Consider the following 15,758-nt stretch of genomic DNA (forward strand, 5'->3'; position numbering starts at 1 on the left):
TAGCCCGAACGGCTTCATGCGACGCATCCTCACCGCCATCTCGTCAAAAGCAAGCGGAGAGGGCGATGTCTATCACCGAGGGGCGACAACAAGGGGAGAAGCCAACTCCAAGGTCACGTCGATCTCAGGGAGGCCCGCCTGCATCCGGCCACGTGCCGATCCGCTCAGCCGCGACCCCACCTAATTGCCTCGACAACAGTCCGAGGCCCTTGCGCGGACCGTCCGACGCGGCGAGCCATGACGGGCCGGTCTATGCCGTTTACCGAGCAAGGGAGTCGGAGTCGCGATGTCCTCCGGGGCGCGCATCGCGCGATCGGAGGATGGATCACCGCTTTGTGGAGGAAGACGTCTCCGACGAGGTGCTTCTAAAGAACATTGCGGACGGCGACAAAGCGGCCATGCACATCATGTTCGCTCGCCACCGCAAGAGAGTGTTCGGATTCATCCAGCGGATGGTTCGCAATCCGGCGATCGTCGACGATCTCGTCAGCCAGGTGTTCCTCGATGTATGGCGCTCCGCAAACCGGTTCGAAAGCCGCGCGCGCGTTTCCACATGGCTGCTCTCGATCGCCCGATTCCAGGCAATGAACTCCCGGCGAGAGCGAACGCATGAGGATATCGAAGATGATGCGCTTGGAATCGCCGATGCCGGGGATATGCCTGATGTCGCCCTGGACCGCAAGAAAACGCAGGACCTCTTGCGCGCGTGCATCGACAAACTGTCTCCGGCTCATCGCGAAATCATCGACTTGTTCTATTATCGCGACAATTCTGTCGCTGAGGTCAGCGCGATGATCGGCATCCCGCAGGCCACCGTGAAGAGCAGGATCTTCTACGCGCGCAAGCAGCTTGCGAAAATCCTCGTGAGCGCGGGTTTCGAGACTGCGGCGACCCGAACAAGCTCCGCCAGCTTCTAACTCACCATCTCACAAACGAGCTCGCCGCCACCCCTTTCGGTGATCTCGGCGATCTTGCCGTCGACGATGTGGATGCGGCGGTCGGCGCGGGCGGCGAGCGCTGGATCGTGGGTCACCACGACCACGGTCTGGCCCTGGTCGGCGATGTCGCGGAGGATCGAAAACACCTGTTCCGTCGATGCTGTGTCGAGGGCGCCTGTCGGCTCGTCGGCGACGATGATCTCGGGGCGGTTGGCAAGCGCGCGGGCGATCGCGACGCGCTGGCGCTGGCCGCCGGAGAGCTGGTTGGGACGCTTGTTGGCGTGCTCGCCAAGTCCAAGCGAGCCCAGCAGCGCAAGGCCGCGCTCGCGCATCTCGCCTTCGGTCATCCTGCCGGCTGCGCGCATCGGCAGCAGCACGTTGTCGAGCGAGGTGAACTCCGGCAGCAGGAAATGAAACTGGAACACAAAACCGCATTTGGTCAGGCGAACGTCGGCTCGCTCCGTCTCCGATAGTTTCGAGGTCGGCTGGCCGCAGATCATGATCTCGCCTTCACTGGGAGCATCGAGCAGGCCCAGGAGATAGAGCAGCGACGATTTGCCCGATCCCGAAGGCCCGGTAATGGCGACGAATTCGCCCTTGTTCACCGCAAGGTCAATGCCGTTGACGAGGGTGTGCGAAACCACGCCTTCGATGCGGCGAACCAGCTCGACTGCCTGCAAAGCGACTTCGGTCATGATGCCCCCCGGATGATGTCGACTGGATGTACGCGCGTTGCCTTGCGTGCCGGGAAATAGGCCGCACCTGCGCAGCAGAGCAGCGATATGCCGCCGGCGACCACATAGTGCATCGCAGAGTAATAGATCTGCAGCGGAACGGTCGTGCCGGTCAGCGGATTGAAGATCGTGATCTTCGACCAGCCGTAGCAGAGCAGGTAGCCGAGGATCCACCCGAACAGGATGCCGACCACGCCGATAATGATGGATTCGATGATGAATATCCGCCGCACCGCATACTCGCGCATGCCCAGCGATTTCATGATAGCGATGTCCTGACGCTTCTCGTGCGTGATTGTCGAGATGATGTTGTAGGTGGCAAAGGACGATGTCAGCAGCATCGCTCCCATCACCGTGAGCACGATGAAATCGCGCACGGTAAAGGTCGACAGCAGGTCAGCATTGGCTTCCTGCCAGGACACCGACTTGTAACCGGTCTGCGCTTCGACCTGGGCGGCAACCTTTTGCGCCGACATCGGATCGTTCAACCGCAGCCGCAACTGGTTGACGACCCCGCTTTGCCCCATCATGAGCTGCGCCGTCCCGGCCAGCGAATAGATCTGGCTCTCATCGACGCGCTTCAAGCCGGAGCGAAACAGCCCGGCCACCGTCGAATTCAGTCGGGTGTCCTGGCCGCCGACCAGGAGGACGGTATTGCCGGTTTTCACGCCGAGTTTTTCGGCGAGCGCCTCGCCGACGATGATGCCGTTCGGCGCGCGTGAAAGATCGTCGAGCTTTCCCTCGCGCATTTGCGCGGCGAGTTTCGAGACCTGGACCTCACGGCGGGGGTCGATGCCGGTCAAGGTGATGCCGATGCGGGCGCCGCCATGATCGATGATCGCACTGGTCGTCACCGAGGGCGCCACGTCGCCGGGTATCCAGGAGCGCAGCGAGCTCATCACCGATTCCGGATACTTGATACCGGGGCGCTTGCCGACATTGGCGATGTCGGCCATTTGGACCGCCGCATATTCCTGCTCGGCGGGTTGCGTCGGCACGGAGCGCCGTTCATCATCGACCGTGATGTGCGGCATGGTGTCGACGAGCTGCCGCAGGAAATCGATCTGCGAGCCCTGCATCAGGCCGGCCATCATGATGGTGAAGCCGACGCCCATGGCGACGCCGGCCATACCCACCAGAGTCTGGCGTACCCGGGCGCTGACATGGGTCCATGCGATGTTGAACAGAAGTTTCACGGCGCTTACCGGCTGTTGCTGATGAGGTTGCGACGGGCGTCGTTGACGACGGAATCGATGTGGGCGGTCATGGCCGCCGAAATCACCGCATCATCGGGATCCGAAGGAGCTGCGGTGGCCGAAGCTACCGCGACAGATTCGGGTGTCCCGCCTGGCTGATCGGTCGGTTCACTCGTGGGCGCCGGCTCCACAACTTTGGCCGAGTTGCTGTCGATGCGAATCCTGGCGCCGTCGGCGAGATCGGTGCGGGCGGGCGAAAGCACCGGCGTGCCCTTGGATATGTCGCCGAGGATCTCGATGTTGCGGTTGCCGCGGATGCCGACCGTCACCGGCACACGTTTGATCCGGCCGTCGTCGACCATCTGAACCGAACCGCCTGCGACGGCCTCCGCCGGCACGACAATGGCCGCCTGCTTCTCGCGAAATATGATATTGACCTCGGCCGACATGCCAATTCGCAGCGGCGTGTCCTGCGGCAGCCGCAGATAGACGCGGAAGGTTTTGCGGGTCGGGTCGCCCTTCGGCGTGATCTGGGAGACCGTGGCTCGCAGGGCCCTTCCAGGGAAAGCTTCGCTTCGCAGAAAAGCCTTCTGGCCGGCCGCGATGCGGTTGATTTCCTCCTCATTGATTTCGGCAACGACCTGCATCGGCGCAGGTGGTCCGACCCAGAACAAGACATCGGTGGGGCCGGCGATCTCGCCGACCTCGCCGTCGCGCCGCAGCACCATGCCGTCGAGCGGAGCTCTCAGCAGCAGTGAGTCGAGCCGTACCTTCTGCGCGGCGATCCGCGATTTTGTTTCCTCGAGCTTGGTCCAGCGCTGCTCGTATTCGGTGCGCGCGGCGTCGCTCTTGTCGCGGTCCTTCTCGGCGCGCGCCAGATCGCGTTCGAGCTGGCCGCGATTGATTTCCATCTGATCCAGCGCGCTGCGCTCCTCGGCGTCGTCCTGGCGGCCGAGGACCTGGCCGGCCTTCACCACCTGTCCCTCGCATCTGCAAAGCTCGACCAGCCGGCGGCGCTGCAGCGGCACGACTTTGGCCCAGCGCTCGGGCTCGACGGTGCCGGTTCCGTAAACAGCCTCGGAAACCGGTGCGAGGCCCGCAATGCTGGTGGTCACCAACGGTGCACGAAGCAAGTGAGGATAGGCGTAATAGCCAGCCCCTGCCGTGGCGACGGCCAGAATTCCGGTTGCGATCAGATGCTGCAATTTCATGGCGCGTCCCCTGACTCAGAAGCCAAACCGCTTGCGCAGGCCCGATGGAACCTGGTCGAGCAGATCACGAACATCTTCTTTCCTCGCATGCTTCATTGGAGCTGCCGATGAGGCCTTGGGAGATGTCGGCAATACCGTGATGTTGGGCGGCGCCGGCTGCGAGACAGCAGGCGGCGGCGTGGCGGCGGGCGCTGGCTGCACGACGGCGGGTGCAGGTGGAGGCGCGGCCGGCGCGGGTTGGTCCGAGTTGTCCAGCGCTCTTTCGATTTTCGAAGTCTTGTCAGAAGTCTTGACGGAGTCCCTCGGCGCGCCGGCAACCCGAACGGCGCGCCATTCTCTTGCGGCCACCACGGCACGGCCGATCTCGTCGCTCGTCATCTTCTTCATGAGAAGGGACATCAGTTGCCGCGCACCGTTGCGGTCCTCGTCGAGCTTGCTCGCGGAAGCGACGATGTGGGCCCAGGAATAGGCCTTCACATTATCCTTCGCTACGCCGCGCCCGCTCGCGTAGAGGCCGGCAACGATCAGCATGGCGTGGGCATGCCCCTGATCGGCCGCGCGCAAGAACCAGCGAAATGCCTCCTGGTCGCTGCGCGGACGACCGACGCCGGACGAATAGAGCGCCGCGAGATAGAACTGGGCCTCATCATCGCCCGCTTGCGCCGCCTGCTCGTAGCGAGTGGCCGTGTCCCGATCGGACGCGGCGTCGGCAAGTGCAGGTTGTAGGCCGATCAGCAGAGTGAAGCAGCATGCAGTTGCTACCACCGCTCGCTTCACGGCCTTCGAAATTGCGCAACGAAATCCTGGCCGCAATGATCGGTTTGCAATTGGGTTGATCGATCGGAGATTTGGGATGCGCCGCATTGTCTACGCTTTCAGCTTTGGTCTCTCGTGCCAAGCGGCGTCTGAGCCGCATCTGGCACCCGGAATTTTTCAGCCTGGTCGACGATCGCCTGCTTGTTACGCAAGCAGCATCTCGTAAGAGGTCGAGCGGTTGACGCGGACTAAGTCTCTCCACAACACCTCTCGCGGACTGAAGCCTAGCCCACCTGCGGGCCGACAAATGTGCGAGGCGTCACATATCCAGCTTGCCGCAGCCGGAACTCGGCTTTCTTTTGCCGGTTCCGTTCGATGCGTATTGAACTTGCAGCCAAGCACCCGCCTTGCGCTTCGGCTCAGCGAGCCGCGATGAAGCGAAGCATCGCTTCGATCCTTTGACGATCTGCGCCTACATCGTTGATGACATCGTCAATCTCAGGACAGAGTCCGGGCAGGCCGCAATAGGACGACCTTGCGTCAATGGCGTGTGCCTGGGCCGAACCCTCGAGCCTGGCAACGGGCGAGCCGCGGCCGTTTCAAATCTCCGACTTCAGGTCGGCGAAAGCCTCTTTGAGATAAATTGCGATAGGTCGTTTTCCCTGGTCGCGGTTCCAGTTGTCGATCGCAAGACGAAGCGCTCCGATCGAGATCATGGCGACGATGCGGAGCGCCGGCTGTCGCTTGGGCTGCGGCCACATCTGGCAGAGTGCGTCGAATACCGCTTGTTCTTTCTCTACATATTTCGCTTGGTGTCGTATGCGCAGCGACTCGTTCGCGCACATCAGGCGTTCGATCACCCTGGTTTGCTTGTAATCGGCCTGAAAGCGGATCGTCAGCTCCAATAAGGCGTTCTTCACCGCGTTGAGGGGTGACTGTCTGGTCGATTGCTCCAGCACGGTGGTTCGCAGGGTCTCGGTGAAACCGCCGTCCTGCCACGCCAGCAGAATCTCTTCCTTGGACTTGAAGTAGTAGAAGAACGTCCGCCGCGAGATTCCCGCTGCCTCCGCGATCGCGTCGAGCGTGGTGGCCTCATAGCCGCGGGTCAGAAACAGTTTCAAGCCTTGCTCGGCGATACGATGCAGTGTCTCACGCCGCTTCCGCTCGCGTGGACGTTCCTCCTTGGGGGCCGAACTTTCCATGACCAGTTCTGACACGAGTTTGTGATCTTGCAAAATTACACTCAGTGCAATACAATATTACACCCAGTGCGAATTATGTTCAAGGTGTGTTTATGAAGAGCAGGATGGGCGGCGATGCTCTCTCGAGGCAGGTTCAATCCGCTCTCGCGGGTGGCCAGGGCGAAACAATCGTGGCGGGCAACATGACGCGACGGTACCTCGGTGCCATGCTGCTCGCCGCCGCAATCACGGCCGCCGCTCCGGCAAATCCGGCGCGAGCGCAGTCCGTCGCACCCGCCTTCATTGATTTCGACTGGGTCGATCCCGCGCGTTCGCGGGCTGTTCCGGCGCGTCTGCATTGGCCCACGAGTGTCGCGCCGGGTTTGCGCGTCCCGCTCATCGTGTTCTCCCATGGCATGGGTGGCTCCCGCCGGGGCTACAGTTATCTGGGCCGATATTGGGCTGCCCGCGGCATTGCGAGTTTGCATGTTCAGCATGCGGGCAGCGATTCGTCTCTCTGGGTGGGCAATCCTCTCACCGTCGTGAACCGCTTGCAGCGAGCGGCTCATGAGAGCGAGGCGCTGGCGCGGGCCTGGGATCTGCGGTTCGCCCTGGACCGCGTGCTGTCGAGTCCCTACGGCACCCAGATCGATCGTCGGCGTATAGTGGCGGCGGGACATTCATATGGCGCGAACACAGCCCTTCTCGCGGTCGGCGCCCGCGTGATGCGTGAAGGGCAGTGGGTCGAGGCCCGCGACCCGCGCTTTGCGGCGGCGATCGTGATCTCTGCGCCGCCGTTCTATGGCGAGTCCGATATTGCTTCGGTGCTGAGCAAGATCACGGTTCCGAACCTGCACGTGACTGCGACCAACGACGTCATCGAAATTCCCGGATATCACTCGCCCGCTGCTGATCGGTTAGCCGTCTTCAACGGCATTGCCGCACCGCGCAAGCTGCTTGCCGTGTTTGAAGGCGGCTCGCACAGCATCTTTACCGATCGCTCGTTCACGGGTGGCCCGGCGCTGAACCCGAAGGTGAAGGCTGCGACGGCGGAACTCACTCTGGCTTTCCTCGACTTTGCCTTCGACGGTAACGGGACGACGCTCACGCGCTGGAATGCGACATGGCAGCCAATCCTGGCAACGGCGCCCGGCACCCCGCTTTCTCCTGTTCCGGTCGCGCGTTCCCGGCGTATTGTCCAGAGATCGGCGGTTGGCCTCGTTGCCTCGCCATGAGATGGGTCCTCGTCCCGACGCTAGGCTTGATGGCTGCCGGTTGCGCGACCGCACCACTGGAGCGGTCCGGGTCGCTGGCCTCCTACGGCAATCTGACACCGTCTGATGGGTTTCTGACCAAGTCGCAAGTTCGGGTCAGCAAAGCTGATGTTCTCGGCGCGAAGACCGCGCGGATCGAGCCAACCGCATTCACGGTAGCCGCGGCAAGAGAGCCGTTCTCGGACCAGCAGCGCAGCCTGATCAAGAATGCGGTAAATAGAGCGATGTGTTTTGCGCTGAGCGAGCGCTTCCGAATTGTAGCACCGACGGAACCGGCGGACTTGAGTGTCCGGGCGGTCATTACCCACATTGCGCCGACCGATACGACGGCCGCCGGCGTCTCCAAGGTCGCGAGCGTTATACCGTCTGTCGTTGCTCCCGGTGTGCCTATCCCTGTGCCGCGGCTTCCGATCGGACTCGGGAGCCTGTCTGTCGAGGCCGAGGCCCGTGATCGCAGCGGCAACCAAAAGGCGGCCATGATCTGGGCCCGCGGAGCGAATTCATTCACCGGCGCTCCGCGCGTATCGAGCGACGGGGATGCCTATGATCTCGCAAGTGCTTTCGGAGACGATTTCGGGAAATTGCTTGTTACTGCCGAGAGTCCGTTCGGGAAGGTCTCGGCGCCGCCATCCATCGGCAGCCTGAAGGCCTCTCTCGGTGGCGCGCCGAAGGAGGCGATTTGTGAAGCATTCGGGCGAGCACCGGGGCTGACCGGCATGATCGGAGAGAGGATTGGGCTGCCGCCGGATTGGACCGACCGAGGTGCGTCGGCCAACGCAGCGCCGAAAGAATCCGGTACTGTGCTGCTCGCAATCCCTCGGGAGGAAATTGAGCGGACGGCCTGCAGGCGACCTCGACATCTCGACCGGAAACTGGCGCCTGTTCAAGCCCCGGCAATCAGCCGCTCAACGAAAAAGTCTGGTGGAGACACGAACGGGACATTGATCGAGATCGACCTCGACGCGCTGATAGTGCTTGAATTGCCTGCCGCTTCAGGGTCTTGGTCGATCGAGATCGGGTGTGCGCCGACGTGCCTTATCGAAGGAGGGCCGCTACAATGAATGACATCGGCGAACTCTTCATTCTCGGCTTCTTCGGCAAGATTGTTCCGGATTGGCTGAAGGAATTTGCGGCCCGCTACGGTCTCGGCGGGGTGATCCTGTTCGACTATTCCTGCCGGACGCGAGAATACGACAACAACATTGCATCGCCTGAACAGGTGCAACGCCTCTGCGCAGAGATTTCCGCGCTGCCGTCGGGGCCGATGGTGTTCATCGACCAGGAAGGTGGATTGGTCCGGCGGCTGAAGGAAAGCCGCGGGTTTGCGCCGCTTCCCAGTGCGAGGGAATTCAATCTCCTGGCACCGGATCAAAAGCGCGCGATCCTCACCGCGAGCTTTGCCGAGATGCGGCGGCTCGGCATCCACTATGATTTCGCGCCGGTCATCGACGTCGACTACAATCCCGACAACCCCAATATCGGTAGGATCGAGCGTTCCTACTCCGCCGACATCGCCGAGGTGGAAGCCAATGCGTTGTTGGCAAGCGAGGTGGCGCGGACGCAGCGCATCGGCCTGTGCCTGAAGCATTTCCCTGGCATCGGCGGCGCGCTCGTGGATTCGCATCAGGAATTTATGGATATCTCCGAAGCCCTTCGCGGTGAGCAGGAAGAGCTGTTCTATTCGCTTGCGCCAACAATGTTCGGCGATGCGGTGCTGGTCAGCCACGCCATCGTCAGACAATGGGACGACCATTGCCCGATGACGCTGTCCGCGGCGGGGCTTGGCCGCTTGCGCAAGCGCCTTCCGGATACGCTGCTGATCACCGACGACATGCAGATGCAGGGATTGCAGAAGGCGTTGGGCACGCGGGAAGCCAGCCTGCAATCGCTCAAAGCCGGCATGGACATGCTCTGCATCGGCAACAATTTGTTCGATCAGGAACAGGAGATGGCCGGGATTGCCGAACACATCGCAGACAGCCTGCGCGAGGGACCCTTGTCCGGTTCGGCGATCGAGAAATCGATCGCGCGTGTAGGCAAGCGAAAGGCGCTCCTGGCGGCCTGACGCGGTGGATCCCAAAATCCGAAGCAGATCAGGCGGACAATGTGTTGCGTTGCCAGGCCGTTGAGACTACAAGCGCTTTTTCAGCGGAAAGACCGACGATGGCCCATAATTTCGCGATCAACGACGACGTTCATCACCAGCAGCAGGGGCCGCAGGGCCGCGCCGTGGCGAAGGAACGAAGCGTCTACACCATCGTTTCCTGCCTGCCGATCGAAGCCGACGGCCGCCCGCGCTATCGCATCAGGAGCAAATCGGAGAATGTCGAGCGCGTCGTGACCGAAGAGCAGATCTCCAGGCTCGGCTGACCTCAAGCCTGCTGCGCCTTCTCGTGCGCTGCGGCGTCGATCGCCTTGTAATCGTAGGTCGGATAGAACTCGGTGCGGTAGCCTTGGCCTCACTTTCCGGCCGAACGATCTCTCAGCCGAACGTATTCGTTAGGGCGATGCCGCGAGCAAGCCGTCGCGCGGAATCGGCGTCGAGGCGAAGATGTGCCGGGCGCCGACGGGAAACACAGCGAGAACCGTTGAGAGCTATTAACAAAGCAAATGACATCACCGTTAAAGTACGGGCTGGCGCCCCACGGGATTTATGCTGGATCACGGTCTTTTGGGCTGAAGTCATCTGATTTCGGATAGTTTTAGCCCGATTTAGTCCGAGGGCGAGACGCGCCGGCGGATTTCTCCGTATTCTTACCGGTTAAGAAATTAACAATGAAAGAGGGTGGAACCGATAAATTAGTTATATGTCGGGACAAGATCATAGCGCCGCTGATTCGCACTTCACGAAGTGGATGGAAAACCTCACACCTCTCGAAGAGAATCCTGAGATCGTCCAGCTATCCGCAGCGCGCTCGCGTGCCGCGGAAGAGGCGGGAGCGGCGATCGCCCGGCAGTTGAACGGACCGCTGACGGCGCTGCTGCTCTACATGAATGAGATCAAGCAGCACAGCCACCAGCTTTCGCAAGGATCCGGCACCCGGCTCTACCTGCAGCAGGTGGTGGAGAATGCGCTTCAGCAAACCGAACGCGTCTGCGCTCTGGTGAAGCAGATGTCGGACAATCATCCGGTGTCCGACGCCGTTCGCAAGCAGGCGGGCGAGGGCCGGGCCGGCCGCTCCGTGGATGGCGCCCGCAGGCCGGGCCTGATGTTGGCCCCGGGGTCAGGCCAGAAGCCTCTGACCAGGCGCGAGCGCGAGGTGCTGAGCCTGATCAGCGAAGGTTGCTCCAACAAGCAAGGCGCCTTGCGGATGAATATCAGCCCAAGGACATTCGAGAGCCATCGCGCCGAGGCCATGCGCAAGCTTGGCGCCCGCAACACCGCGGATCTGGTTCGCAAGGCGCTGCTGCAGCCCGCCTGATCTATCCCGAAGCGATGCTTGCGATGCGCCGCTGAGCGGCGCGGTTTTGCGCTGCCGGAATCGGGGGGCTTGCGATTCTGCGCGATCGGGCCTGCCGCTCGCCCGTTCAGCGAAAGTCTTCCATCAAGGAGCGACTGCGCGCTGCGGGCTGCGGCGAGCGTGTCGGTTTGGGCTCTTCTGGGATAATCGTGATGGTCCACGCCGCCGGAACGCTCGACTTGTTTTCCACGATCGATCGAACGTGGCCAGTGACCGCTGATCCGGTTGAGCGCACGGTTGCAGTCCTGCCATTGAACTGGGCGATACGGAAACGCCGCACTTCCTTCTGATCGCTCGTTTCAAACGTGAACATGAGGGCACTCCCTTGGTCCACGCAACTATCCTCAGTCAACGTTATCCGGAGGTGAAAATCTCAAACCGTAGAAGTACGGCCAACTGCGCGTCTGCGGTGCGCAGCGCGCTTTTCCGGGATGATGTCAGCCGGCTGCGTCGGGAAACACCGCTTCCATCTTGGTCCTCAGCGTTGCAGCGTTGAACGGCTTGACGATGTAATTGTTGACGCCGGCCTTCTTCGCGGCGATCACGTTTTCGGTCTTGGATTCGGCGGTGATCATGATGAAGGGCGTCTTGGAGAGTTCCGGGCTGGCGCGGACTTCCCTGAGCAGGTCGTAGCCGGTCATCGGCTCCATGTTCCAGTCGGAGATCACGAGGCCGTATCGCTTGGTCTGCATCTTGGCGAGCGCCGCCGATCCATCGCTGGCCTCGTCGACATTCTCGAATCCGAGCTGCTTGAGAAGGTTGCGGATGATGCGGATCATGGTGCTGTAGTCGTCGACCACCAGGATCGGCATCGACAGATCAAAAGCCATGTTCGTACTCCGCGCAAATAATATGCCGCCGAACATAGGTGAATGCGCGTTGCACGCGAAAGAGTCTCGAACCCGCACCCGTCAGCACCGTGACAACTATCAGGGCTCGTTGAACAGCGCGTTAATCCCGTACGCGGGCTGAAACGCTGCAGAAGCCACGATTGGCCGTAGTAATACGGTGAGGCAGGGGAGCGTCGCAATCTTCGCGCGCAACGGCGACGCGATGCGTATCGCAGATCGGGCTGCGGCCGTGGTCGACCGCAGGAAAGCGACTACGCGGCCGCGCTGTGGATGCGCGGATGCAGCAACCTCGTGTATTGCGCCTTGACCGTCGCATAGCATTCACAGGACGTCTTGATCAGGCCGTCTACGTTGGTGATTTCGATATGCCCCCGGCTGTAGTGGATGAAGTCCGCCTGCTGCAGCGTATGGGCCACCAGCGAAACGCTGTTGCGGCGTGCGCCGATCATCTGGGCCATCGCTTCCTGGGTCAGGACCAGCTTGTCGCTGCCGGAGAGGTCGCGTGTATGCAACAGGCATCGCGCCAGCCGGGATTCCACCGTATGCGAGGCGTTGCAGCCGGCGGTCTGCTGGATCTGTGCATAGACGGCGAGGCCATGCCGCGTCAGTGCGGTACGCAACGTCGCGCTCTGGTCGGCGGCAGCACGAAGCTGGTCGAGATCGATCGTCGAGGCCGCGCCCGGCACCAGCACCACGGCGGTGTTCAACGCCACGGGGTCGCCGAGGGCAGCGAATGCACCGAAGATGCTGTCGCGGCCGATCATCGCGATCTGGACGTGCTCGCCGCGCGCGAGCTTCACGACCAGCGAGATGACGCCCTTGTGCGGAAGATACGCACGCTTGAGCGTTTCGTCGACTTCGACCAGCACCATTTCCTGGCTGAGATCGGCGGCGCGCAGATGCGGGCGGATCAATTCGAAATCGTCCGCGGTCAGCGAGGACAAAAATCCATTCGGAGAACGAGGGGCTGAATCCAAAGCAGTCTCCTGCCTTACGGCCAAGCCGGTCTCTGGCGTCTGCTGCGTACAGTCCGAACTGCAGGATGATCCTTGCGTATTATATTGGCAAGAAAAACTGGCGAACGAGGTTGATGGCACCGGCGCATCGGCTCGGCCAGGTGGGCTTTGACCCGCTCCGACGCTTCGCGATGCAAGCACAACGATGCGAACTCGCCGCTGGCAACCTTGCGAACATCTTCGAAGCAGCGACCGCGGCGACTTGCCCTGTGGCAGGCTAGCTACAAATTCCCAATCCGAATCAGCCCAGGTTGTGGAACCGATCTATACACTGTAGAGGGCAGACAGCGTAGCCTGTTTACGGCGGAAAATGCGCGCACTGATTCGCAACACAAACTGCCGCATGATCAGCCGGGAGGTTCCTTCTGTGGAACTTCATGACCGTGTGGACGGAGCGCGTCCTACGCTGCAAGGGAGGTGGATCATACGTCGCCCCCACTGCAATTGCGACTGAGGAATGATTGGACTGAGTTCGCTATCCGCTTCCGGGGAGCTGACATGACACGCGTTCTCATCGTCGATGACGATCCCATGGTCTGCACGGCCATCGAGATCTATCTCGAACGTCACGGCTTTGAGGTGACGGTAGCCGATGGCGGCGAAGTCGGGCTCCGAGCGCTGGAAGACTCCGGCTTCGACCTGATGCTCGTCGATATCTTCATGCCGCACATGCGCGGCTTCGAATCGATCAGGATATTCCACGAGCGTGCGCCGACGATCCCGCTCGTTGCGATGTCGGGATACGCCTTTGCCAATCTCGACTCGCCGGCGCCGGACTTCCTGCACATGGCGCTCGAGCTCGGTGCCACGCGCTGCCTGCGCAAGCCGTTCACGCCGGGCGCGCTCCTGGCGGTCGTCAACGAATGTCTTGCCGAAGCCCGCTCACGTTTCAGCGGCATCGCCCAGTCGAACTAGCGGCTGGCGAATTTCTCAGCGCAGCAATCGCCGGAATTTTTGCGAGCCGCGGTTCACGGCCACTTAACCGTGTTTTTACGGTTTGCTGCTTAGGTCAGCTTTAACCATCGGCAGTTCAGTGTCCGATTGCTGCAAATCAGAGCCATCAAGTTGAGGCATTGTTAAATCTCGCTCTGTATTGCTGGCAGAGCCAAAGAAATGGCTTCGAAACCAGAAGGAAATAAATATGTCAGGCATTGTCCTCTCCGCGTCGGTTCGCCAGAACCTCCTCTCCCTCCAGTCGACCGCTGAACTGCTCTCAACGACGCAGAACCGTCTCGCCACCGGCAAGAAGGTCAACACGGCCCTCGACAATCCGACCAACTTCTTCACCGCCCAGGGTCTCGACAACCGCGCCAGCGACATCAACAATCTTCTTGATGGCATCGGCAACGGCGTGCAGGTTTTGCAGGCTGCTAACACCGGCATCACCTCTATTCAGAAGCTGGTCGACAGCGCGAAATCCGTTGCCAATCAGGCGTTGCAAGCCGCCGTGGGTTACTCGGCAAAGTCCAGCGTCACGACCACCGCGATCGCGGGCGCGACTGCATCGGATCTTCGCGGTACCGTTTCGGCCTACACCGACGCGGCGGCAACTGCTGGCACCGTTGTCAACAACGACGACACCGGCGGCGCGGCCCCGATCACGGGCGCTACCTTGCTCTCCGGCACGCCCGGTCCGGGTACGGACGCCCTGCAATCCAATTTCGCCGATGCCGACACCATTGTTGTGAACGGCACGACGATCAACTTCAAGAACGGCGGCGGCACCACTGGTTCGGCGACGGCCGGCACCCTGGATATCGATATCACCACCGGCACGGTCCAGGATGTTCTGAACGCGATCGACGCGATCACCGGCACCGCGGTTCCCTCGACGATCACGGGCGGCGCCATCACCCTGCACACCGGCACCACGGCAGACCTCGTAACCAGCGGCACCGGCCTTGGCAAGCTCGGCCTGACGGCTGGTACAACTGCTCGTGGGGGCGGTGTCAGCGCGCTTAACGGGCTGACACTGACCATCGGCGCGACCGGCAACGGCACCGCTACCAACATCACCTTCGGTGACGGCACCGGCGGCACGGTGAAATCGCTGAACGATCTAAACTCCGCGCTCGCCGCCAACAATCTCCAGGCGTCGCTCGACGCGACTGGACGGATCACCATCACGACGACCAATGAAGCGGCTTCCTCGACGATCGGAGCCATCAACGGCACGGCGGCTGGCGGTGGCGCGGCTTTTAACGGTCTGGCGGGCGCTGCTCCGGTTGCCGATCCCGGTGCGCAGCTCATTCGTTCTAACCTGGTGGCGCAGTATAACAACATCCTGGACCAGATCAGCTCGACTGCCCAAGATGCTTCGTACAACGGCATCAACTTGCTCAATGGCGATCAGCTCAAGCTGACCTTCAACGAAACCGGCAAGTCGACCTTGACGATCCAGGGAGTGTCGTTCGGCTATGTCGGGCTCGGTCTGTCCAAGCTGACCGCGGGCACAGACTTCCTGGACAACGCCTCGGCGAACACCGCGATCACCGCGCTTAGCACAGCCAGCAGCTCGCTGCGGACGCAGGCTTCAGCGCTGGGTTCGAATCTCTCCGTCGTGCAGATCCGTCAGGACTTCTCGAAGAACCTGATCAACGTGCTGCAGACCGGCTCGTCGAACCTGACGCTGGCCGACACCAACGAGGAAGCGGCGAACAGCCAGGCGCTGTCGACCCGCCAGTCGATCGCGGTGTCCGCGCTGGCGCTGGCCAACCAGAGCCAGCAGAGCGTGCTGCAGTTGCTCCGCTAATAGGCGCAAAATACAAGATCAAAACGGCGGGGTTCTCCCCGCCGTTTTTTTTGTGAACTCGACTCTCACCGCGCTGTTTCCAACATCCCATCCGGGAAGCGCAGTCCGCTCGCTGTCGAAGCTTTCAAATGTCGTCAATCGCGTCTCGGCCGCGATCTTCGGATCGCCGCTGCGACCGGTTCATCACGACATTGTTCACCATATCCGTATTAGCACGGACGGTGAAATTAACGAAGCCGTGAAATCCGAAGGGTTATTTTTGAGAAGGCCAGTATCTGAATTTTTAAGAGGCGCGCTCATATGGATGATCTGTTGCGGGAGTTCCTGACGGAGACCAGCGAGAGCCTGGATACGGTCGACAATCAGTTGGTGCGGTTCGAGCAGGACC

General features: G+C 61.5%; 18 protein-coding genes. 8 read left to right on the top strand and 10 right to left on the bottom strand.

Annotated features, from left to right (window positions below; genetic code table 11):
- The first annotated feature begins 320 nt into the window (after positions 1 to 320).
- On the top strand, positions 321 to 917 hold the full coding sequence (locus CQ13_RS09075) for a sigma-70 family RNA polymerase sigma factor (protein ID WP_057842639.1): 597 nt from the start codon (positions 321 to 323) through the stop codon (positions 915 to 917).
- On the opposite strand, the gene CQ13_RS09080 is transcribed toward CQ13_RS09075, so the two are convergent.
- From CQ13_RS09080 to CQ13_RS09100, 5 genes are all read right to left on the bottom strand, one after another.
- Positions 914 to 1,633 carry an ABC transporter ATP-binding protein gene (locus tag CQ13_RS09080; RefSeq protein WP_057842640.1) on the bottom strand — a complete coding sequence of 240 codons (720 nt, stop codon included), beginning with the start codon at positions 1,631 to 1,633 and terminating at the stop codon, positions 914 to 916. The two genes, CQ13_RS09075 and CQ13_RS09080, sit on opposite strands and share 4 nt — an antisense overlap.
- Positions 1,630 to 2,868 (bottom strand): ABC transporter permease, encoded by a 1,239-nt coding sequence (locus tag CQ13_RS09085; RefSeq protein ID WP_063800052.1) that lies wholly within the window; start codon positions 2,866 to 2,868, stop codon positions 1,630 to 1,632. Before CQ13_RS09085 ends, CQ13_RS09080 begins: the two co-directional genes overlap by 4 nt.
- A gap of 5 nt (positions 2,869 to 2,873) precedes the next feature.
- On the bottom strand, positions 2,874 to 4,079 hold the full coding sequence (locus CQ13_RS09090; RefSeq protein ID WP_057842642.1) for an efflux RND transporter periplasmic adaptor subunit: 1,206 nt from the start codon (positions 4,077 to 4,079) through the stop codon (positions 2,874 to 2,876).
- 15 nt (positions 4,080 to 4,094) lie between these two features.
- On the bottom strand, positions 4,095 to 4,844 hold the full coding sequence (locus CQ13_RS09095) for a tetratricopeptide repeat protein (RefSeq protein WP_197427289.1): 750 nt from the start codon (positions 4,842 to 4,844) through the stop codon (positions 4,095 to 4,097).
- A gap of 590 nt (positions 4,845 to 5,434) precedes the next feature.
- On the bottom strand, positions 5,435 to 6,037 hold the full coding sequence (locus CQ13_RS09100) for a TetR/AcrR family transcriptional regulator (protein WP_057842644.1): 603 nt from the start codon (positions 6,035 to 6,037) through the stop codon (positions 5,435 to 5,437).
- Between the two features lie 206 nt (positions 6,038 to 6,243).
- Here CQ13_RS09100 and CQ13_RS09105 point away from each other — a divergent pair, with 206 nt between their 5' ends.
- The 5 genes from CQ13_RS09105 (at position 6,244) to CQ13_RS09125 (ending at position 10,712) form a co-directional block, all read left to right on the top strand.
- On the top strand, positions 6,244 to 7,251 hold the full coding sequence (locus CQ13_RS09105; RefSeq protein WP_245309104.1) for an alpha/beta hydrolase family protein: 1,008 nt from the start codon (positions 6,244 to 6,246) through the stop codon (positions 7,249 to 7,251).
- Between the two features lie 29 nt (positions 7,252 to 7,280).
- Positions 7,281 to 8,351, top strand: a complete 1,071-nt coding sequence (locus tag CQ13_RS09110; protein ID WP_245309108.1) for a DUF3313 domain-containing protein — start codon at positions 7,281 to 7,283, stop codon at positions 8,349 to 8,351.
- Positions 8,348 to 9,355 (top strand): glycoside hydrolase family 3 N-terminal domain-containing protein, encoded by a 1,008-nt coding sequence (locus CQ13_RS09115; RefSeq protein ID WP_057842645.1) that lies wholly within the window; start codon positions 8,348 to 8,350, stop codon positions 9,353 to 9,355. Before CQ13_RS09110 ends, CQ13_RS09115 begins: the two co-directional genes overlap by 4 nt.
- Positions 9,356 to 9,453: 98 nt before the next feature.
- Entirely contained in the window at positions 9,454 to 9,660 is a 207-nt protein-coding gene (locus CQ13_RS09120; RefSeq protein WP_028348539.1) for a hypothetical protein, read from the top strand.
- A 485-nt stretch (positions 9,661 to 10,145) separates the two neighbouring features.
- Complete coding sequence (locus CQ13_RS09125) at positions 10,146 to 10,712, top strand: response regulator transcription factor (RefSeq protein WP_430649670.1); 567 nt, start codon at positions 10,146 to 10,148, stop codon at positions 10,710 to 10,712.
- A gap of 106 nt (positions 10,713 to 10,818) precedes the next feature.
- Here CQ13_RS09125 and CQ13_RS09130 read toward each other — a convergent pair whose 3' ends face one another.
- The 3 genes from CQ13_RS09130 to CQ13_RS09140 all read right to left on the bottom strand — a co-directional run bounded on the left by CQ13_RS09130 (position 10,819) and on the right by CQ13_RS09140 (position 12,579).
- Entirely contained in the window at positions 10,819 to 11,064 is a 246-nt protein-coding gene (locus CQ13_RS09130) for a hypothetical protein (protein WP_057842647.1), read from the bottom strand.
- Positions 11,065 to 11,188: 124 nt separating this feature from the next.
- Positions 11,189 to 11,581: a response regulator gene (locus CQ13_RS09135; RefSeq protein WP_057842662.1), complete on the bottom strand. Its 393-nt coding sequence runs from the start codon at positions 11,579 to 11,581 to the stop codon at positions 11,189 to 11,191.
- Between the two features lie 272 nt (positions 11,582 to 11,853).
- Positions 11,854 to 12,579 (bottom strand): Crp/Fnr family transcriptional regulator, encoded by a 726-nt coding sequence (locus tag CQ13_RS09140; protein WP_057842648.1) that lies wholly within the window; start codon positions 12,577 to 12,579, stop codon positions 11,854 to 11,856.
- A 537-nt stretch (positions 12,580 to 13,116) separates the two neighbouring features.
- Between CQ13_RS09140 and CQ13_RS09150 the strand changes: the two genes are divergently transcribed.
- Positions 13,117 to 13,533, top strand: coding sequence for a response regulator (locus tag CQ13_RS09150; protein ID WP_057842650.1), 417 nt, complete (start codon positions 13,117 to 13,119; stop codon positions 13,531 to 13,533).
- Positions 13,534 to 13,608: 75 nt separating this feature from the next.
- On the opposite strand, the gene CQ13_RS42710 is transcribed toward CQ13_RS09150, so the two are convergent.
- Positions 13,609 to 13,770: a hypothetical protein gene (locus tag CQ13_RS42710; protein WP_156433592.1), complete on the bottom strand. Its 162-nt coding sequence runs from the start codon at positions 13,768 to 13,770 to the stop codon at positions 13,609 to 13,611.
- Here CQ13_RS42710 and CQ13_RS09155 point away from each other — a divergent pair.
- Positions 13,760 to 15,370, top strand: a complete 1,611-nt coding sequence (locus tag CQ13_RS09155; protein WP_057842651.1) for a flagellin N-terminal helical domain-containing protein — start codon at positions 13,760 to 13,762, stop codon at positions 15,368 to 15,370. The genes CQ13_RS42710 and CQ13_RS09155 overlap by 11 nt on opposite strands.
- A 195-nt stretch (positions 15,371 to 15,565) precedes the next feature.
- On the opposite strand, the gene CQ13_RS44970 is transcribed toward CQ13_RS09155, so the two are convergent.
- A partial coding sequence (locus tag CQ13_RS44970; RefSeq protein ID WP_210183066.1) for a hypothetical protein occupies positions 15,566 to 15,758 on the bottom strand: 193 nt, incomplete at its 5' end.

Origin of the sequence: Bradyrhizobium retamae (assembly GCF_001440415.1) — a bacterium.
Classification (GTDB): domain Bacteria; phylum Pseudomonadota; class Alphaproteobacteria; order Rhizobiales; family Xanthobacteraceae; genus Bradyrhizobium; species Bradyrhizobium retamae.